The 19,361-nt window shown below is 74.8% G+C and carries 17 protein-coding genes and 1 pseudogene; 7 read left to right on the top strand and 11 right to left on the bottom strand.

The window, feature by feature from the left end; genetic code table 11:
• Positions 1-101 precede the first annotated feature (101 nt).
• Both D1J60_RS03055 and D1J60_RS03060 read right to left on the bottom strand, forming a co-directional pair.
• Entirely contained in the window at positions 102-896 is a 795-nt protein-coding gene (locus D1J60_RS03055; protein WP_164720824.1) for a class I SAM-dependent methyltransferase, read from the bottom strand.
• Positions 897-904: 8 nt separating this feature from the next.
• On the bottom strand, positions 905-2,170 hold the full coding sequence (locus D1J60_RS03060; protein WP_277607493.1) for an MFS transporter: 1,266 nt from the start codon (positions 2,168-2,170) through the stop codon (positions 905-907).
• A gap of 72 nt (positions 2,171-2,242) precedes the next feature.
• Between D1J60_RS03060 and D1J60_RS03065 the strand changes: the two genes are divergently transcribed.
• Both D1J60_RS03065 and D1J60_RS03070 read left to right on the top strand, forming a co-directional pair.
• A complete protein-coding gene (locus tag D1J60_RS03065) occupies positions 2,243-2,998 on the top strand; it encodes a DeoR/GlpR family DNA-binding transcription regulator (protein ID WP_125605210.1) in 756 nt (251 codons plus the stop codon).
• A gap of 49 nt (positions 2,999-3,047) precedes the next feature.
• On the top strand, positions 3,048-4,205 hold the full coding sequence (locus D1J60_RS03070; protein WP_125820031.1) for a sulfite oxidase: 1,158 nt from the start codon (positions 3,048-3,050) through the stop codon (positions 4,203-4,205).
• Here the strand turns inward: D1J60_RS03070 and D1J60_RS03075 are convergent.
• The 4 genes and pseudogenes from D1J60_RS03075 to D1J60_RS03090 all read right to left on the bottom strand — a co-directional run.
• The gene (locus D1J60_RS03075; protein WP_125820032.1) at positions 4,202-4,627 is read right to left on the bottom strand and encodes a GNAT family N-acetyltransferase; all 426 of its coding nucleotides are present in this window, start codon (positions 4,625-4,627) and stop codon (positions 4,202-4,204) included. The two genes, D1J60_RS03070 and D1J60_RS03075, sit on opposite strands and share 4 nt — an antisense overlap.
• Positions 4,628-4,665: 38 nt before the next feature.
• Positions 4,666-5,403, bottom strand: coding sequence for an SOS response-associated peptidase (locus tag D1J60_RS03080; RefSeq protein WP_125820033.1), 738 nt, complete (start codon positions 5,401-5,403; stop codon positions 4,666-4,668).
• Positions 5,404-5,459: 56 nt separating this feature from the next.
• A complete protein-coding gene (locus D1J60_RS03085; protein WP_125603105.1) occupies positions 5,460-6,092 on the bottom strand; it encodes a pyridoxamine 5'-phosphate oxidase family protein in 633 nt (210 codons plus the stop codon).
• 113 nt (positions 6,093-6,205) lie between these two features.
• Positions 6,206-6,328 (bottom strand): annotated as a pseudogene (locus D1J60_RS03090) (SHOCT domain-containing protein); the annotation flags it as partial.
• Between the two features lie 57 nt (positions 6,329-6,385).
• Between D1J60_RS03090 and D1J60_RS03095 the strand changes: the two are divergent.
• The 3 genes from D1J60_RS03095 (at position 6,386) to D1J60_RS03105 (ending at position 9,566) form a co-directional block, all read left to right on the top strand.
• Positions 6,386-6,637, top strand: coding sequence for a hypothetical protein (locus tag D1J60_RS03095; RefSeq protein ID WP_125820034.1), 252 nt, complete (start codon positions 6,386-6,388; stop codon positions 6,635-6,637).
• Between the two features lie 153 nt (positions 6,638-6,790).
• Positions 6,791-7,291: a hypothetical protein gene (locus D1J60_RS03100; RefSeq protein ID WP_241253115.1), complete on the top strand. Its 501-nt coding sequence runs from the start codon at positions 6,791-6,793 to the stop codon at positions 7,289-7,291.
• Positions 7,292-7,496: 205 nt separating this feature from the next.
• A complete protein-coding gene (locus tag D1J60_RS03105) occupies positions 7,497-9,566 on the top strand; it encodes a SpoIIE family protein phosphatase (protein WP_125820036.1) in 2,070 nt (689 codons plus the stop codon).
• Between the two features lie 12 nt (positions 9,567-9,578).
• On the opposite strand, the gene D1J60_RS03110 is transcribed toward D1J60_RS03105, so the two are convergent.
• The 3 genes from D1J60_RS03110 to D1J60_RS03120 form a co-directional block, all read right to left on the bottom strand.
• Positions 9,579-11,633, bottom strand: a complete 2,055-nt coding sequence (locus D1J60_RS03110; protein ID WP_125820037.1) for a prolyl oligopeptidase family serine peptidase — start codon at positions 11,631-11,633, stop codon at positions 9,579-9,581.
• Between the two features lie 64 nt (positions 11,634-11,697).
• A complete protein-coding gene (locus D1J60_RS03115) occupies positions 11,698-12,615 on the bottom strand; it encodes an oxidoreductase (RefSeq protein ID WP_125820038.1) in 918 nt (305 codons plus the stop codon).
• Positions 12,616-12,625: 10 nt separating this feature from the next.
• On the bottom strand, positions 12,626-12,979 hold the full coding sequence (locus D1J60_RS03120; RefSeq protein WP_125603111.1) for a PRC-barrel domain-containing protein: 354 nt from the start codon (positions 12,977-12,979) through the stop codon (positions 12,626-12,628).
• A gap of 119 nt (positions 12,980-13,098) precedes the next feature.
• On the opposite strand from D1J60_RS03120, the gene D1J60_RS03125 reads away from it, so the two are divergent.
• Positions 13,099-13,719, top strand: a complete 621-nt coding sequence (locus D1J60_RS03125; protein ID WP_125820039.1) for a TetR/AcrR family transcriptional regulator — start codon at positions 13,099-13,101, stop codon at positions 13,717-13,719.
• A 38-nt stretch (positions 13,720-13,757) separates the two neighbouring features.
• Positions 13,758-15,071, top strand: a complete 1,314-nt coding sequence (locus tag D1J60_RS03130) for an MFS transporter (protein ID WP_125823832.1) — start codon at positions 13,758-13,760, stop codon at positions 15,069-15,071.
• A 48-nt stretch (positions 15,072-15,119) separates the two neighbouring features.
• Here D1J60_RS03130 and D1J60_RS03135 read toward each other — a convergent pair whose 3' ends face one another.
• On the bottom strand, positions 15,120-18,356 hold the full coding sequence (locus tag D1J60_RS03135) for a TIM-barrel domain-containing protein (protein WP_125820040.1): 3,237 nt from the start codon (positions 18,354-18,356) through the stop codon (positions 15,120-15,122).
• A 191-nt stretch (positions 18,357-18,547) separates the two neighbouring features.
• The gene (locus D1J60_RS03140) at positions 18,548-19,324 is read right to left on the bottom strand and encodes a class I SAM-dependent methyltransferase (RefSeq protein WP_125820041.1); all 777 of its coding nucleotides are present in this window, start codon (positions 19,322-19,324) and stop codon (positions 18,548-18,550) included.
• Between the last annotated feature and the right edge of the window lie 37 nt (positions 19,325-19,361).

Genomic DNA, 19,361 nt, shown 5'->3' on the forward strand with positions numbered 1-19,361 from the left:
CATATGAGTCACAGGATTGTCTGACTTTCGGCTTGATAACCGGAAAGTCGAACTATTGGATGAAACAAGCCTGTTCGAGTCGGGGCTGCCGGTGGCCCTTCTCAGGCGGCCACGGCCGTGGTGACCACCAGGGGCGGCCTCTCCCGTTCCGCCGTCCAGGGCCGGCTGCCCACCAGGACCGGGTCCGCCGCCTCCCGCGCCTCCGCCACCGTCGGGCGGTGCTGGACCACGTCCCGGAAGCCGGCCCGTTCCAGCAGACCGGGCAGGAGGCCGACGGGCCATGCGCGGTTGCGGACCTCCTGCCAGGAGCCGTCGGCGCGCCTCAGCCGTACGGTCAGCTCCTGGCCCGGCGCGTACACCGCGCCCGGCTCCCCGATCCGCAGGGAGGCGTACTCCGTGCCGGTGCAGGCCGGGTCGGTGGCCAGCAGGACGAAAGGGCCGCCGGGGCGCAGCAGTCGGCGGACCTCGCGGAACACGGCCAGGACGGATTCCTCGTCCGGGAGCGAGGCGAGCACGTGGCTGCACATGACGGCGTCGGCGGCGCCGTCGGCCAGGCCTGCCGCCCGCCCGCCCTCGACCAGGTGGTATTCGGCCGCGCCGGTGTCCGAGGTGCGGGCCAGGGCCAGCATCTCGGGCGAGGTGTCCACCCCGACCACCCGAGCCCCCAGCAGCCGGGCGGCGTGCCCGGCGACCTTGCCGGGGCCGCATCCGTAGTCCACGAGGACGGCCCCGGCGCCGATCCGCCGCCGGGCCAGGGCCCGGAAGACGAACGGGTAGCCGAGCAGCCAGTCCGTGGCCGCCTCCAGCGCGGCGAAGGCCCGCGCTCCCTCGCTCCCGGACCAGGCGGCCGCATCGGCGGCGCCCTGGTCCGCGGGATCCCTCTCCGAGTCGCTCACAGCCCCCACTATCGGCCCGCGCCGGCCCCCGGGCGCCGTCGCGACACGGCCGGTGTCCGCCGGCCCGGGTCCTGGGGCCGCAGCGCGCCGGCGGCGAGGGCCGCGAAGGCGCAGCAGGCCACCGGGAGCAGCAGGGCCGGGCCGAGCGGTACGAGGCGGGTCAGCGGGCCGATCACCGCGGGGCCGGCGAGCATGCCGAGGTAGCCCAGGCCCGCGACCCGGGCGACGTTGGCCCCGGCGGCCTCCGGGTCCGTGTGGCCGGCCGCGCTGAAGAGCTGCGGGACGCAGCCGGAGAGGCCGGCGCCGAACAGGGTCCAGCCGGCGAGGGCGGCCGGGACGCCGGGCGCGGCCACGGCCAGGGCCAGGCCGGCCGCGGCGAGGGCGGCTCCGTACCGCAGGACGGCGACGGGGCCGGTGCGCGCCGCCACCCGGTCGGCGAGGAACCGGCCGGCGGTCATGGCGGTGGCGAAGGCCCCGTAGGCGAGGGCGGCGGTGGCGGCGGGCGCGCCGAGGGAGTCCTCCAGGTGGAGCGCGCTCCAGTCGTTGGCGACTCCCTCGCAGAGCATCAGCAGGAAGGCGAGTACGGCGAGCGTCCGCACGCGCGGGGAGGCCCGGCGGGCGGGGCGCGCGGCCGCGGCACCGGCCGGGCCGGGGGCGGGCGCGGGGTCCGGGTCCAGCAGGGCGGGGGCGGCGAGGAGCGCGAGGAGGAGGCCGCCGAGGGCGGTGGCCCCGAGGGTGGCGGCGGCCGGGAGGCCGAGGCCCAGGGCGGCGGCGCCGGCGAGCGCGGCGAGGGCGCCACCGACGGAGAAGACGGCGTGGAAGGCGGACATGACGGGCCGCCCGTAGCCGCGTTCCACCTGGACGGCGTGCGTGTTCATGCCGACGTCGAGGCAGCCGTTGCCGAAGCCGAGCAGCAGCAGTGCGGCGCCCAGCGCGGGCGCGTCGGCCGCCCAGGCGGGCGGCACCAGCGCGACGGCGCAGAGGGCGGCGCCGGCGGGGACGGTCACCTGCGCGCCGAAGCGGTCGGTGAGCGGTCCGGCCAGCCGCATCCCGGCGAAGGCGCCGGCCCCGAGGAGGAGCAGGAGCCAGCCGAGGAGGGCGTGGTCGGTGCCGGTGTGCTGCCGCACCACCGGGATGTGCACGATCCACATGCCCATGAGGAAGCCGTTGAGGGCGAAGTAGGCGAAGGTGGCGCGCCGTCCGTTCCGCAGGCGTGCGGACGGGGGCGGCGGCCCTTGGAGTCCGAGTCGGGTTCCGTGTGCGTTTCGCTGCATACAATCGAACATAACAAACACATTCAATGTTCGAAACTTGCCTTTCAAACATGAATCCTGTTCAATGCGAGCATGAGTGCAGACCGCCTGAGGCAGATCACCGATGCCGTCCGCGCGAGCGGCAGCCGCAGCGTCACGGAGCTCGCGGAGCTCACCGGTGCCTCCGAGATGACCATCCGCCGCGACCTGGAGGCCCTCGCCGAGCAGGGCGTGCTGGAGCGCTACCGGGGCGGGGCGCGGAGCCTGCTGCTGCGCGGGGAGGAGACCCCCTTCCCGCTGCGCGCCCGCGACGGGCTGGAGGCCAAGCGGCGGATCGCCGCCGAGGTCGCGGCCCTGGTAGCGGACGGGGAATCGGTCGTCCTGGACAGCGGGACCACCTGCCTGGAGGTGGCCCGCGCCCTGCACCACCGCCGGCTCACCGTGATGCCGCTGTCCCTGCACGCCGCCAACGCCCTCGCGGACGCGCCGCGTCTGACGCTGCTGCTGCCGGGCGGCGCGCCCCGCAGGGGGGAGCTCGCCCTGACCGGGCCGCTGACCGAGGCCTCCCTCGCGGCCCTGCGCTTCGACACCGCCGTGATCGGCTGCTGCGGCCTGAGCGCGGAGCACGGCCTGACCGCCTACGACCTGGCCGACGCCGCCGTCAAGCGCGCAGCCATCGCCTCCGCCCGCCGCGTCATCGCCGTCACCGAGTCCGCGAAGCTCACGCGCACCGCCCTCGCGCACGTACTGCCCGCCTCCGCGCTGCACGCCGTGGTCACCGACGAGGGGGCGCCGCGGGCCGAGGCCGACGCCCTCGCCGCGGCCGGCGTCACCGTACGCACGGTGTGAGACGTGCGCACGCCGGGCGGCGGCCGTCCCGGCGAGCGACGATGAGGGGATGGAGGAAGCGCCCCTGAACGGCGTCAGCGCCCCCGCGCGGGTGGCCGCCGAGGGCGAGGGCATCAGCGTCGAGGAACTGGCTCTCGCCGCCCGCAACCACGGGCTGCCGCTGGAGGCGCTGCGGTACGAGGTCACGCCGCCCGGGCTGCACTACGTGCTGGTCCACTACGACATCCCCTGCGTCGGGTCCGGGGCCGGGTCCGGCGCCGACGGCTGGCGGCTCGGCGTCGGCGGCCGGGTGCGGACTCCCCTGTCGCTGGACCTGGCCGCCCTGCGGGCCCTGCCGGCCGTCACCCGCCGGGTCACCATGGAGTGCGCGGGCAACGGCAGGGCACGGCTGACGCCCCGGCCGGTGAGCCAGCCGTGGCTGGTCGAGGCGGTGGGCACCGCCGACTGGACGGGGGTGCCGCTGCGGACCGTGCTCGCGGAGGCCGGGGTACTGCCGCGGGCGGTGGAGGCGGTGTTCACCGGCGCCGACCACGGGGTGGAGCGGGGTGTGGAACAGGACTACCGGCGCAGCCTGCCCCTGCCCGTCGCCACCGGGACGGACCCCGAGGTGCTGCTCGCGTACGCGATGAACGGCGCCCCCCTGCCGCCGCAGCACGGCTTCCCGCTGCGGCTGGTGGTGCCGGGCTGGTACGGCATGGCCCACGTGAAGTGGCTGCGGGAGGTCACCCTGGCCGACGTGCCCTTCACCGGCTTCCAGCAGGCCGTTGCCTACCGGTACCGGGCCGCCGCCGAGGACCCCGGCGAGCCGGTGACCCGGATCGCGCCGAGGGCCCTGATGGTCCCGCCGGGGTTCCCCGACTTCATGTCCCGCGTCCGGGTGGTGCGGCCCGGGCCGGTGCGGCTGGAGGGGCGCGCCTGGTCGGGGTACGGGCCGGTGACCCGGGTCGAGGTGAGCGGTGACGGGGGCCGTACGTGGGCGGACGCCGAGGTGGCGGCCCGGGAGCCCGGCGGCTGGGCGTGGCAGGCCTGGAGCGCCCCGTGGACGGCCGTTCCCGGCGGCCACGTGCTCGTGGTCCGCGCCACGGACGCGGCGGGCCGCGCCCAGCCCCTCGAACAGCCCTGGAACCGCGGTGGCTTCGGCAACAACCTCGTGCAGCGGGTACCGGTGGTGGTGCTGCCGGGGGACGGCGGCCGGAGCGGCGGCTAGAAGAGGCGGGCCATGCCGACCGACGCGGGGGCTGTCTCGGCGAAGCCGTACTTGGCGTAGAGGTGCCGGGCGTCGCCGTCCGCGATCAGGGACACGTACGTGCCCTGCGGCGCGCGCCGCTCCAGCTCGGCGGAGAGTTCCGCCATGATCTGCTTGCCGAGGCCCCGGCCCTGGTGTTCGGGGAGCACGCAGATGTCGACGATCTGCAGGAAGCAGCCTCCGTCGCCGACGATCCGGCCCATGCCGACGGTTTCGCCGCCGTGCCGGACCGTGACGCAGTACCAGGAGTTCGGCAGTCCGAGCGCGGAGCCCTCGACGCTCTTGGCGCCGAGCCCGGTCTCCCCGCGCAGTCGGCGGTAGGTGGCGATGTCGGGGACGCCGGGGTGGATCTCGTAGGCGTCGTTGGCCGGGCCGCTGCTCATGTGGGTCCTGTTCGTGAGGGACGGGAGGGGTTGGTGGTTCAGGAGGGGCGGGCGTCTTCGAGGAGCTCGGGGCCGTTGTTGCGCACGTTGTTGACCGCCGTGTTCACCGCGCGGGCCGTCAGGCGGCCTCCGGCGGGGGTGGCGAGGAGGGCCCGCAGCGCGTCGGGGTCCTGGTGTGCGGGGTCGAGCCAGGCGTCGTAGTCGGCGGGGGCGAGGGCCAGGGGCATCCGGGGGTGGACGCGGCCGGCGGCGTCGGTGGCCTCGGTGGTGATGACGGTGCAGGTCGCCCACCAGGCGGCCGGGTCGTCCCCGTCGGCGACGGCGGGGTCGCGCCAGAACTCGTACAGGCCCGCCATCGCCAGCACCGAGCCGTCCTCGGGGCTGATGAAGTAGGGCTGCTTGTACGCCTTCGCGGACCCGGCGGCGGGGACGGCCTCCCATTCGTAGAAGCCGTCGGCGGGCAGCAGGCAGCGGCGTGTGGCGAAAGCCCGGCGGTAGGCGGGTTTCTCCCCCACCGTCTCGACCCTGGCGTTGATCATCCTGGCCGCGCCGTCCGGCCCCTTCGACCAGGACGGCACCAGCCCCCAGCGCAGTGCCCGCAGCTGCCGTTCCAGGACCCCGCTGTCCCGGTCGGCGCGCTCCAGCACCGCCCACACCGGGTCCGTCGGGGCGACGTTCCAGCTGGGCGGCAGCACCAGGTCGGGGGCGGGACCGGGAACCTGGAAGAGCCCCGACAGGTCCTCGGGTCCGCGCGTGGAGACGTATCGGCCGCACATGCCCTCCAGCCTGCCACGCGGGCCGGGCGCGGGGGCGCCGGGCGGGGCCCGATGTGTCAGCTGTACAGGTCGATCCGCGCGTACGCGGGGCCGTAGTAGTGCTCCAGCTCCTCCAGCGACTTCTCGGGCTTCTCCAGTGCCTTGGAGATGACCGCCCGGGAGGGTGCCGCCTCGGGGTCCCAGGTGTCCGTCCGCCACAGGCCCGAGCGGAGGAAGGCGCGGGCGCAGTGGAAGTAGATCTCCTCGGTCTCCACGACGAGGGCGAGCGTGGGCCGGTGGCCCTTGACGGTCATCGTGTCGAAGAACGGGGCGTCGCGCAGCAGCCGGGCCCGGCCGTTGACGCGGAGGGTGTCGCCCCGGCCGGGGACCAGGAAGAGCAGCCCGACGTGCGGGTTGGCGAGGATGTTGCGGTAGCTGTCCGCGCGGCGGTTCCCGGGGCGGTCGGGGATCGCGAGGGTGGTGTCGTCGAGGACCTTGGCGAAACCGGGCGGGTCGCCCTTCGGGGAGACGTCGCAGCTGCCGTCGGCGGCGGAGGTCGCTATCAGGCAGAGCGGGGAGCGGGCGATCCACTGCCGGTGGTGCTCGTGCAGGGACCGCCGTTCCTTCGCGGCGGCCGCGGGTGCCACCGGGCCGAGGAGCTCTCGCAGTTCGGCCTCGGAGGTGATCTCCACGGCTCCGGTCTGTTCCATCGTCGGTCTCCCCCTGGGTCGGATCACGGGGGCGGGTGAGGGCCCGCCCCCCGGCGCGACTGCTTCGTGAGCATGTCACGGCGCCGGGTGCCGTCCCCGAGCCGGGTGGGGGCTCAGGCGGCGCCGTCCCCGAGGGAGCGTCCGAACCGCTCGTCCAGGCCGGACGGCCGGCGCCGGTACTCGTCCCCGTCGATCTCGCCGGAGGCGAAGCGGCGTCCGAGGACCGCGAGCGGCGCGTACGCCCCGTACGCGGCCCGGATGCGCGGGAGGCGGAGCGGCTCCAGGGTGGAGGCATGGAGCACGCGCCGATCGTCGTCCACCGCATCTCCCCCTCGGGCGGCCGCCGGGTCACCCTGCGCGTCCAGGACCGGGACGAGGCCCTCGGCACGGCGCACACCGACGCGGACGTGATCGAGTTCCTGCGCCGCGCGGAGGTCCCGGATCCCGACGAGGTGGTGCTCGGCGGCGGGCCGGAGCTGATCGACTGGCAGGGGGACGCCCCGCACGTGTTCGAGGCCGAGCCGACGGACACCGACGTCCCCTGAGCCCCCGCCCCGTCCAGGGCCCCATTCCGGCCAATGCGTGACACGTGCATGACATTTCAAGGCCGCTGTGACACATTCCGTGGCGCACTCCGCACCGCCCTCCGCACCGCCCTCGCACCACACCCCCACAAGGACGTGTCACAGAGGAGCGACATGATGCACCGTGCGAAGCTCGCCGTCGCCGCACTGGCCCTCGCGGCCACGGCCGCCAGTGTCACGAGCGCCGCCGCCTTCGGCACCACCGCGGACCAGAAGGTCGACGGCGTCATCGTCGTGGCGGGCAACACCTGTACCTGGACCAACGCCCGCACCAGCGCCAATCCCCCCAACGCCCTCACCGTCGACCGCACCAGCATCAACAGGCCCGGCGGGAACCTCGCCTGCGGCGGCGGCATCAGCGCCACCCTCAACAACAACCCGTCGTTCACCTTCGGCTCCACCGGGGCCACCGCCCTCACCGACATGATCGACATCACCGGCCAGCAGAGCTTCGTGTCCTGCCGCTACAAGGCCACCAACATCGCGTGGGACCGCGACGCGGCCACCGGGAAGTACGTCAACCGCGCCTTCACCGCCACCAAGACCTCGGGCAGCTTCCTGTGCCCGGGATCCGTGACCACGGAGGCCGGCGGGGCGTCCATGCTCTTCCACTGACCGGTACTGACCGGTACTGACCGGTACTGACCGGCACCGTCCGGTACCGCCGGTACGCGCCCGCCGGCCCGGCACCGCCGTCCGCACACGACGGCGGTGCCGTGCCGCGTCAGGGGGCACCACCCGTTGGCCCCGACCGGGTCGCCGGGGCCGCGGCGGGGCATGAGCATGGTGGGGAGTCCGCCCGGGTGAGGAGGCGCCGGTGATGGCCGATGCGCAGCCCGAACCGCCGTCCGGCGGCCCCGGAGCGGGATCTCCGGCGACGGGCGGCCTGCTCGACGTGCTCGGCGTGGCCGCCGTGGTCCTGGACGCCGAGGGCCGCATCAGCCTGTGGAGCCCACAGGCCGAGACCCTCTTCGGCTACTCGGCGCAGGAGGCCCTCGGCCAGTACGCGGCGGTCCTGCTGGTGGACGAGCGGGACCGCGAGGAGGTCCTGGAGCTGTTCGCCCGCGTGATGTGGGGCCAGGGGGCGTGGGCGGGCTCCTTCCCGGTGCGCCACCGGGACGGCCACACGGTCCTCGTGGAGTTCCGCAACATGCGCCTCCAGGCCGCCAACGGCCGGCTCTACGCTCTGGGCCTGGCCTCGGAGCAGGCCACCCTGCGCCGCGTCGAACGCGACCTGGCCCTGTCCCTGCGCATGGTCGACCAGTCCCCCATCGGGCTGGCCGTCCTCGACACCGATCTGCGCTACGTCCTGGTCAACCCGGCCCTGGAACGCATCAACGGCGTGCCGTCCGAGCGGCACATCGGGCAGCGGATCGCCGAGGTCCTGCCCTTCCTGGACGCGTCGGCGGTCGAGAGCGGCATGCGCGAGGTCATGGCGACCGGCGTACCCGTACTGGACCACTTCACCACCGGCCAGATCTCCGAGGACTCCGGTGAACGGGCCTGGCTGGTGTCGATCTACCGGCTGGAGGACCAGGCCGCCCGGGTGCTCGGCGTCGCGGTCTCGGTCGTGGACGTGACCGAACAGCACCGCGCGGCCGTCTCGGCCGCCCACGCCCGGCGCCGCCTGGCCCTGATCGCGGACGCCTCCGTGCGCATCGGGACCACCCTGGACCTGGACATCACCGCCCGGGAACTGGCGGACGTCGCCGTGCCGGAGATCGCCGACATCGCCGCCGTGGACGTCCTCGACACCATGCTGACCGGACCCCGACCGGGCGAGGACGCCGACGAGCGGGGCGTACGCTTCCGCGCGCTCGCGGTGAAGGCCGCGTACCGGACCCCCGCCGAGGCGGCGGCCGACCCCGTCGGCGACGTCGCGTCGTACCGCCCCGAACGGCTGGTGGCCCGCTGCGCCCGTACCGCGCGGCCGGAACTCGTCCCGCACGTGCGGCCCGAGGACCTGCCCCGCATCGCCCGCGACGAGGCCGCCGCCCGGCTGCTGGGCGAGGCGGGGGTGCACTCGTACCTGGCGGTGCCGCTGATCGCCCGCGGCCAGGTCCTGGGCACCCTCGACCTCAAACGGGCCCGCAACCCGGTGCCGTTCGGCCCCGACGACGTGCTCCTGGCCTCCGAACTCGCCGCCCACGCGGCCGTGTCCATCGACAACGCCCGCTGGTACCAGCGCCAGCGCCACGCGGCCCTCGCACTCCAGCGGCACCTGCTGCCCCAGCACCCGCCGGCGGCGCCCGGCCTGGACATCGCCTACCGGTACCAGCCCGCCGGCGCGGCCGACGAGACCGGCGGGGACTGGTTCGACGTCATCCCGCTCACCGGGGACCGCACCGCGCTCGTCGTCGGCGACGTCATGGGCAGCGGCATCAACGCGGCGGCCACCATGGGCCAGCTGCGCGCCACCGCCCGCGCGCTGGGCCGCCTCGGCCTCGACCCGGCCACGGTGCTCACCCACCTGGACGCGGCGACCGGTGACCTCGGCGAGGCCATGGCCACCTGCGTCTACGCCGTCTACGACCCCCACAGCCGGCTCTGCCACATCTCCACGGCGGGCCACCTGCCGCCCGTGCACCTGCGCGCCGGCCGCCCGCCCCGGCTGCTGCGGCTGCCAACGGCGGTGCCGCTGGGCGTCGGCGGCGTCCCCTTCGGGAACACCGCCGTGACCCTGGGCGAGGGCGACGAGCTGGTGCTCTACACCGACGGGCTGGTCGAGACCCGCGACCAGGACATCGACGCCCGCCTGCTCACGCTGACCGACCTCCTCGCCGGCCCCCACCGCCCGATCGAGGAGACCTGCGACCTGCTGCTGTCGGCGCTGCGCCGCCCCGACACCCACGACGACGTCGCCCTCCTCGTCGCCCGCGCCCTCGGCTGAGCGCGCCGGAGGTCACCTCGCGGGGGTGAGGTGCTTCCAGAGGAAGGTGGCGACGAGGGCTTCGTTGAAGGCCGTCTGCCGGTGGTCGGTGGCGCCGGCGTGGCCGCCGCCGATGTGCTCGTGGAAGAGGACGGGGTGGCCCAGTTCGCGCAGCCGGGCCGCGGCCTTGCGGGCGTGGCCGGGGTGGACGCGGTCGTCTCGGGTGGAGGTGAGCAGGAGCAGGGGCGGGTAGGCGGCGTCGGCGGTCATCCGGTGGTAGGGGGAGATCCGCTCGAGGTGGGGCCGGTCGGCGGGGTCGTCGGGGTTGCCGTACTCGGCGGTCCAGCTGGCTCCGGCGAGCAGCTTGTGGAAGCGGAGCATGTCCAGCAGCGGCACGTGCGAGACGACGGCGCCGAACAGTTCGGGGTAGCGGGTGAGCACCGCGCCCATCAGCAGGCCGCCGTTGCTGCCGCCCTCGATGCCGAGCTGGGCGGGGGTGGTGATGCCGCGCTCGGTGAGGTCGCGGGCGACGGCGGCGAAGTCCTCGAAGGCGCGGACCCGGTTGGCGCCGAGGGCGGCCTGGTGCCAGGCGGGCCCGTACTCGCGCCCGCCCCGGATGCCGGCGAGGACGTACGTGCCCCCGCGCGCGAGCCAGGTCCGGCCGGTGACGGCGCTGTAGCCGGGGACCATGGAGACCTCGAAGCCGCCGTAGCCGTAGAGCAGGGTGGGGCCGGGGCCGGGCCGGTCCTCGGGGCCGACGACGAAGTACGGGACCCGGGTGCCGTCGCGGGAGACGGCGAAGTGCTGGCTCACGCGGAGCCCGGCGGTGTCGAAGAGGGCGGGCGCCTGCCTCAGCACCTCGGTCCCGGCGGTGCCGGCCTCGCCGCGGGAGAGGGTGGAGGGCTGGAGGAAGCCGGTGACGTCGAGGAAGTACTCGTCGCTCTCGTCGGGGTCGGTGCCCCACGCGGAGGCGGTGGACAGCGGTGGTACGCCGTCCAGCGGGGCGCGGGTCCAGCCGTCCGGGCCGGGGGTGAGGAGTTCCAGGCGGGAGGAGACGTCGGCCCGGGTGCTCAGCAGGAGGTGGTTGCGGGTCCAGCTGTAGCCAGCGAGGGCGGTGCGCTCGTCGGGGGTGAACAGCACCTCGGGCTCGCGCCCGCCGGCCCGGAAGTCCTCGAAGTCGAAGGCGAGCAGGCTGCCGGCGGGGTGCCCCAGCCAGGGGGTGCGCGGCTGGACGGTCAGCCACCCGCGGTGGACGCCGGCGCCGGCATCGTCCGGTACGTCGATCTTCTCGGGCTCCGCGGCGGGGTCCTCGGGCAGCAGGAACAGCTCCCCGTTCCAGAAGTCGGTCTGCCGGGACACGAAGTCCCGTTCGAAGCCCGGCGTGTCGTCGTGCCAGCCGCTGGCGGACAGGTCCCCGGGCCGGCCCTCGTAGACCTTCTCGGCTTCGGCGAGGGGGGTGCCGCGGCGCCAGCGGCGGACCTGGAGGGGGTAGCCGGAGGAGGACATGGAGCCGGGGCCGAAGTCGGTGCCGATCCAGAGGTGGTCGGCGTCGATCCAGTCGACGCGGGTCTTGGCCTCCTCGACGGCGAAGCCGCCCTCGACGAACTCCAGGGTGTGCAGGTCGAACTCGCGCACCACGCAGGCGTCGGCTCCGTCGCGGGAGAGCATGACCAGGGCGTGGCGGTGTTCGGGGCCGAGGACGGTGCTGCCGGCCCAGGCCCACTTCTCGCCCTCGGCGTCGGCGAGGGCGTCGAGGTCGAGGAGTGTCTCCCAGACGGGGTGCTCGGTGCGGTACTCGTCCAGGGTGGTGCGCCGCCAGACGCCGCGCAGCCGGGCGGCGTCCTGCCAGAAGTTGTAGAGGTGGCGGCCGCGCCGGGTGACGTACGGGATGCGCCCGTCGTCGTCGAGGACCTCGCGCACCTCGCGCTCCAGCACCTTGAAGCCGGGGTCCGTGGTCAGCGCGGCGACGGTCTCGGCGTTGCGCTCACGGACCCAGGAGAGCGCGGCCTCTCCTTCCACGTCCTCCAGCCACAGGTAGGGGTCGTGGTCGTGCGGGCCGGCGGTGCCGGCGGGGGTCTGTTCGCTCATCCGCCGATTGTGCCGGACGCGGGCGGGCCGGCGGGGGCTCCCGGGCCCGCCCCCGTCGGCCGGGCTACTCGGCGGCCGCCTGGTGGAGGCGTTCGAGGACGGCCAGGTCCTCGTCGGTGAGGCGCAGGGCGCCGGCGGCGACATTGTCGGCGAGGTGGTCCGGGTTGCCGGTGCCGGGGATGGCCAGGACGTGGGGTCCGCGGTGGAGGGTCCAGGCGAGGCGGACCTGTGCGGGGCTGGCCCCGTGGGCGCGGGCGACCGCCAGCAGTTCCTCGCTCTCGGAGCCGGCCGCGGCGCCGCCCTCGCGGCCGGCGGCGGCGATCGCGTAGAAGGGCACGAAGGCGATGCCCTGCTCGCCGCAGGAGCGTACGAAGGCGTCGTACTCGGGGCGCACGCCGATGCCGTACATGTTCTGGACGCAGACGACGGGCGCGATGGCCCGTGCCTCGGCGAGCTGTGCGGGGGTGACGTTGGAGACGCCGAGGTGACGTATGAGCCCTGCCTCGCGCAGTTCGGCGAGGACGCCGAAGCGCTCGGCGACGGAGTCGGTGCCCAGGACGCGCAGGTTGACGACGTCGAGGTGGTCGCGGCCGAGCTGGCGCAGGTTCTCCTCGACCTGCCCGCGCAGCTGTCCCGGCCCGGCGTGGGCGGTCCACTCGCCGGAGGCGTCCCGGGCGGGGCCGACCTTGGTGGCGATGACGAGGCCGTCGGGGTAGGGGCCGCCGAGGGCGCTGTTGATCAGCTCGTTGGCGGAGCGGAGGGGGGAGAAGTAGAAGGCGGCGGTGTCGATGTGGTTCACGCCGAGGTCGACGGCACGGCGCAGGACGGCGATGGCCCGGTCCCGGTCGCCGGAGGCGGCGGCGGCCTGGAGGGCCGCGCCGTTCTGCGGCAGGCGCATGGCGCCGAAGCCGATGCGGTTGACCGGCAGGTCGCCGAGGGTCCATGTTCCGGACGCGGCAGCGGTGGTCGTTTCTGTGGTCATCCGCAGATGATCACATGTGCGGGTTGGTGTAGTGCGTCTCGATCAGCTGGACGAAGGCGGGCTCGTCCTCGTGGCGGCCGTTCTGCTCGTAGTCGGGGGAGTCCTTGACCTGGTCGCGGGTGCAGGTCAGGTGGACGGTCCCGGCCTCGGTGTCGACGCGGGAGACGACGCCGGCGGGGATGACGACCTTGCGGCCGAAGATCCAGGGTCCGGTGTCGACGACGAGGTAGGAACGGCCGACGTCGTCCGTGTGCCGGTCGACCTTGCCGATCGGTCCGTCGGCCGCCTCGACCTTGTAGCCGATGAGGTCGGTGCCGGGGGCGTAGCCGGCGCGGTGTCCGTAGCCCCAGATTCCGGTTCCCATGACGACCTCCTCGTGCGCCTCGTGCTCTTCGTGTGCCCTCGGGAGCGCCTACCCGCCGGCCGGCGCCGGAACCGGGCGATCCGGTAGACGGCGTCTACGCAAAGTGGTAGACACTGTCTATGGATAGGGAACCGGATGCGCCGCTGCGCGAGCGGCTGATCGACGTCGGGGTGGAAATGGTCAGGGCCGAGGGGACCGCCTCCCTCGGCCTGCGGGAGATCGCCCGCCGCGCCGGGGTCTCCCACGGCGCTCCGCGCCGCTACTTCCCCACTCACCAGTCCCTGCTGTCGGCCATCGCCCGGCGCGGCTTCGGCGACCTCGGCAGCCGCTTCCTGGCGGCCGGGGCCGAGCGGCCCGCACCCCGGGAGCACGTGCGGGCGCTGGGGAGGGCGTACGTGGGCTACGCGCTGGAGCAGCCCGGCATGTTCGAGCTGATGTTCCGGCACGACCTGCTGGACAGCACCGGCCAGGAGCCCACGGGCGGCCCCCGGCTGCGGGAACAGACCCTGCCGCTGTTCGGGCTGCTGACCGGGCTGGCCGGCGCCTGCGGGGCAACGGAGCCGGAGGTGACCGCGGCGGCGCTGTGGGCGGGGCTTCACGGGGTGGCGCAGCTGTGGGGCTACGGGAGTCTGCCGCTGGTCCTCGGTGCCGGCGGTGACGGGGACGGTGACGCCGCCCCGCGGCTGGAGGCGCTGGTGGACGCCGTCGTGGACGCGCACCTGGGGGTGGAGTCCGCGTGAGGGAGCGCCTGGCACTGCTCGTCAGCGCCGCCGGGGCGATGCTCGTCGCCCTCGACGGCACGGTGCTCGTGGTGGTGCAGCCGGCCCTGCGCCGCGACCTGGGGGCCGGGGTCGCGCAGGTCCAGTGGACGAGCACGGCCTACCTGCTCGCCGTCGCCGCGTTCCTGGTCGTCGCCGGGCGTCTCGGGGACCGCTACGGCCACACCCGGCTGCTGCTGACGGGGGTGCTCGGCTTCGCCGCCGCGTCCGCGGGGATCGCGCTGGCGCCCGGGGTCGGCTGGGTGATCGCGCTGCGCGCCGTGCAGGGGGTGTTCGGGGCGCTGTTGCAGCCCGCGACGCTGGCCCTGCTGCGGCTGGCGTACCCGCCGGAGCGGCTGGGCCGGGCGGTGGCGGTGCGGACCGGGGCGATCGGGGCGGCCGCGGCGGCGGGGCCGCTGCTGGGCGGGGTGCTGGTGGCACTGCTGGACTGGCGGGCGGTGTTCCTGCTCAACGTGCCGGCCGCGCTGCTGATCGCCGCCCTCACGCTCGCCGTACGGGTGCCCGCGCCGGAGCCGCGGGGGCCGGGGGCCGGCCTGGGGCCGGCCGGTCCGGTGCTGCTCGCCGCCACCCTGGCGTCGGCCGTGTACGCGCTGGCCGGGGTGCCGCGGGAGGGGTGGACGGGCGCGCCGACGCTGCTCGGCTTCGGGGCGGCGGCCGGGCTCGGGGCGCTCTTCGTACGGGGTGAGCGGCGGGCGGAGCTGCCCCTCGTACCGTCGGCGGTGGCCCGGTCGCGGCCCGTGGCGGCGGCGGTGGCGCTGCTGCTGGCGGTGTCGGCCGGGATGTTCGGGGCGCTGTTCACGGCCACGTTCCTGCTCCAGGACGTACGGGGCCTCAGCCCGCTCGCGACCGGGATCAGGGTGCTGCCGCTGACCGCGCTGATGGTGGCCGGGGCGCCGGTCGCGGGGGCCGCGCTGCGCCGGTACGGGGCCCGGCGGACGGCCCTGGCGGGGGCGGCGCTGGTGGTGCTGGGGATCGCCGGGCTGGGCGGGGGCGGCGGGGTGGCGTTCGGGGTGCTGGGGGCCGGGTTCGCGGCGGTGATGGTCACCGCCACCGGGACCGTGGTCGGCGACGCGCCCGCCGGGTACGCGGGGGTGGTGGGCGGACTCAAGCAGACCGCGATGAACGTGGGCCCGAGCCTGGGCATCGCCGTGGCGGCGGGCGCCGGCGCCGGCGTCTCGGGCGCCGGTGCGGCGGCCCGGCCGTTGACGGCCCTGGCATGCCTGGCCGCCCTCGGCCTGGCGGCGGCCTGGCTCCTGCCGGGCCGGCCCCGGGGGGCCGCCCCGGAACCTGCCCCGGAACCCAAACCGGCTTAGAACGCAAGCGGGCCCGGCCCGGCGTGGGGGGCCGGGCCGGGCTCGCGGTCAGGGGGTGAAGGTCCAGCGTTGGGCGGCGGCGCCCGTGCAGGCGGCGCGGGTGAGTCCGGTGCCGTTGGCGGTGCCGGAGCCCGCCGGGGTGAGGCACTGGCCGGCGCCGCGCAGGCTGCCGTCCGGGCCGGGCTGCCAGGTCTGGGCGGGGCCGGGGGCGCAGGCCCGCACCGTCACCTTCGCCGGGTCGCCGGCGTCGAGGCAGACTCCGCCCAGGCCGGTGAGGCGGCCGTCGTCCTGGAGGGTCCAGCGCTGGTTCGGGCCTCCGTGGCAGGTGTAGAGGGTGGGTGCGGTGCCCGGTGTGGTGTCGCTGTGCGGCAGGTCCAGGCAGCGCGCGGAGGCCGCGTTGACGAGGGTGGCGTCCGCGGGGAGCGGTGCCGGGCGGCCGGTGAGGGTGAGCTCGGCGGCACTGGTCCAGGGGCCGCGCCCGCCGGCCTCGGTCAGGGCGCGCAGTCTCAGGTAGCGGCCGGTCCTGGGGGCGAGGGTGACGGACTTGGCGGCCGCGGTGTCGGCGAAGGTGCCGGTGGCCGCGGGGGTTCCCCAGTCGGCGGTGGTGTCGGACACGTAGACCTCGTAGCCGCCGATCCGGCCGTTGGCCCCGCCGTCCTGGCGCGGCAGGTAGCCGAGGCCGTCGACGCTGTAGCGGGCGCCGAGGTCGACGCGGATCTCGTGCGGCAGGGCCGCCGCCTTCCCGGAGGACCAGGCGGTGTGCCACAGGGTGGCCGGGTCGCCGTCGAAGGCGTTGACCGCGGCACCGTTCTCGGCGGCGGTCTCCTGGCTGTCGGCGGAGACCAGGGTCCAGGCCGACGGGGAGATGGGCGAGGAGGTGACCGGGATCGCCTCGGCGGCCGGGACGGAGGTGCCGGTGGCGGTGACGCCGAACGCGCCCGTCTTCGTACCGGTCTTGACCCACAGGACGCCCGCGCGGTCGGAGGGGTCGAAGAACCAGCCAGTGGCCGCCGCGTCGTAGGCGGCCTTGTCGGCGAGGAGGGGCAGGGCGGCGCCGTCCGCCGTGAGGGCGGTGGGGGCGGAGGCCACGTGGAGGGTGAACTCGTAGCCGCGCGAGGCCCGCTGGCCAGCGTAGCCGCCCGTGGGGGCGCCGACGGAGACGGTCACCGTCCCGGGACCCGCCGTCGGGGCGCTGACGTCGACGCGCTGGCGGGCGAAGGCGCCCGACGCGTAGGCGCGGGTGCGGCCGTCGTCCTCGTACAGGCTGAAGGTGGAGGTGCCGCGCGGGTGGATGTCGTAGGTGAGGGTGTCGACGGGCTTCTCGCCGGAGTGGTTCATCTGCGGCCACATCGGCACGACCGCCCCGCCCTTGACGAACAGCGGCAGGGTGTCCAGGGGTGCCCGGTAGCCGTTGAGCCAGCCCGGGCCCGCGTACGTCTTCCCGGTCCAGTAGTCCGTCCAGGTCCCGGCGGGCAGGTAGATGCCGTCGCGGACGGTGGTGTCGGAGACGACCGGTGCGACGAGGAAGGAGTCCCCGGCCATGAACTGGCCGCTGGTCAGGTTCCCGCGGGCGACCGGGTCGTCGGGGTACTCCAGGACCATCGCGCGGGTGCTGGGGACGCCCGTCTCGTGGGCGGTGCGGCTCATCGTGTACAGGTAGGGCATCAGCCGCATCTTCAGCTGGAGGTACTTGCGGTTGATGGACAGGTAGGGCTCGGCGAAGCGCCAGGGCTGCTTGTCCTGGTAGCCGGGCGACGGGTTGACGGCGCCCCACCCGGACATGGTCATGAAGGCGGGGGTGAAGGCCTTCCACTGGAGGTCGCGGGCGTACGTCTTGGGGCTGCCGCCGAAGATGCCGTCGATGTCGCCGGAGGCGTAGTTGAGGCCGGACAGGCCGGCGCCGGCGATGGCGGGGACGTGCCAGCGCATGTCGTCCCAGGTGCCGTAGGTGTCGCCGGTCCAGACGACGGCGTTGCGCTGGGTGCCGGCCCAGCCGTCGACGGTCCACACGTACCGGCGGGCGTCGGAGTTCTTCTCGATGCCGTCGACGGCCTGCTGGACGCCCTGGAAGGCGCTCTTGTAACCGCCGCCGATCCACGCCACGTCGGTCTTGACGCCCCGGCTGCCGGCGCTGGCCACCTCGTCGGCGATGGAGCCGAGTCCGGTGGAGGTCCACAGGCCGGTCTGGAAGCCCTTGGCCTTCAGGGCGTCGACGGTGGACTTCAGGGGGGCGGTGTAGCCGCAGCCGTAGCCGTCGTTGGGCAGGAACCAGCCCGAGGGCATGTCGGCGGCGCGGGCGTCGGCGGCGTAGCCGGCCACGTCGGGGGTGGTCTGGTGGCGCGGCCGGTCGTGGTCGCCCTGGTAGGCGGGGTTGGAGGCGTTGAAGCAGTCGGCGTTGCCGAGTTCGAAGCCCCACATCGGTGCCATGAAGGGTTTGCCGCTGACGTCCGTGTAGGCGTCGAGGACGGACTTGAGGGAGTCGCCGGTGAAGTACCAGGCGTCGAAGCGGGTCTCGTCGTGGGTGAGGGCGGTGGGCGCGTCGAAGGAGTACGAGCCCGGGGCCCAGGTGTTGCGCATGACGCCGTAGTCGTTGGTGGACATGTAGAAGGGGGCGGGGCTGGCGTTGTTGTTCTCGCGCCACTTGTTGTCCACGGCCACGGGCACCGTCTTGCCGCGCAGCGCCCACTCGCCGAGGCGCAGGCCGGTGCCGTAGAACTGCTCGTCGGCGCCGCGGGCCAGGTACTGGGTGGTCTTGCCGCCGCCCCAGCTGGTGGGCTGGGTCTCCTGCCAGACGAGGGTGGTGTCGTCGGCGCGGTACACGGAGAACCGCAGGGGTGATTTGTTGACCCGGATGGACAGCGCCCCGGTGGTGATCCGGAAGTGGGTGCCCGCGTCGGTCCAGTTCGCGTTGACGGGGCCGAAGTCGGTGGTCTGGGCCAGGTCGGAGCCGGCCGGATCGTCGGTGAAGGCCCCGTCGGGCGAGAGCCAGAGGCGGAAGACGTCGGCGCGGGCGACGACGACGCGGGCCTTGGCGCCGCTGGAGGTGCTCACGGTGAAGGTGCCGCCCGACTGGGTCAGGCCGGTGGCCGTCCCCGCCGTGGCGGCCGGGGCGGCGGCCGCGGCGCGGGCGGTGGCGGGCCCCGCCGCGGCGAGGCCCGCGGCGGCGAGGGCGGCGGCGAGCAGGGCCGCGAGGCGGGCCCGGTGGCGACCGGGGCGGGCCCGGCGGCGGTGCTCGGGTGGGCGTTCGTGCCGGTGGCGCCTCAGGGACAGTCTCGTGGGACTCATCGGGCAGCTCCTCGTGCGGTCCGGATCGCGGACACACCGCCTTGGCATGCACCCGGCAAGATAGCGGACTCGGGCGGCCCATTTGAAGGAACCTGCTCGAAGTAGTCCGGTATCAAGCAGATTTGAGCACGGAGGGGCCCGGGCGGGAAGCCGTCGCACCTGCTTCGCCGCCCGGGCCCAACCCGTCGGCGTCAGGCGGCGGTGACGCGGATCTTGGACTGGCCGTGGCCGAGCTCCTCCCAGTCGTCCATGAAGCGGGCCTTCAGCCCGTGCCGGGCGGCGAGGTCCACGAGGGTCTGCGTGCGGTAGTAGAAGTCCTCGCGCAGCACCTGGTGTTCGGTGCCCTCGGTGCGGTCGAAGGTGAAGTCGAACCAGCCGCCGGGCGCGAGGACGCGCTCCACGTGCGCGAGGCACTCGTCGATGATCCCGATCGGCGAGTGGGAGAACACGCTGTGCGCGTGCACCACGTCGAAGTGCCGGTCGGGCAGGAAGTCCAGGGTGAGGTCCTGGGTGATGGTCAGGTGCGGGAGCTTGTCCTGGAGCCCCCGCCCGGTCAGCGTCCCCTTGGCCGCTATGAGGATGTCGGGCGAGATGTCGATGCCGTAGTAGTGGCCGGCGTCCAGGTGCTCGATGAAGCGCCAGCCCGCGCGCAGGTTGCCGCATCCGATGTCGAGCATGCGGTGGCGCGGGGTGAGGCCGTGCGCCGTGAGGTAGTCGAACTGCATCTTGCCGAGGGCCAGCCAGCGCTCGTGGGTCTGGCTGCCGACGGCGGCCTCCGGGTTGCGGCCGGTGTCGGAGGCCATGACGGCACGGTAGTAGCCCACGTGGTCGGGGTGCTTGAGGCGCAGCCAGCGGTCGCGCGCGGCACGGCGGACGTACGGGGCGATGCGGGTCGGGTTGCCCAGCGCGTAGCGGACCTTGTGGCCGAGGCCGGCGCGGTTGGCGGTGAGGTTCTTCTTGGTGGCCATGAGGGGTCCCCCAGGAGTGCGGACGGAACGGGTGGTC

It is taken from the genome of Streptomyces sp. W1SF4, assembly GCF_003950035.1.
Lineage (GTDB): Bacteria > Actinomycetota > Actinomycetes > Streptomycetales > Streptomycetaceae > Streptomyces > Streptomyces racemochromogenes.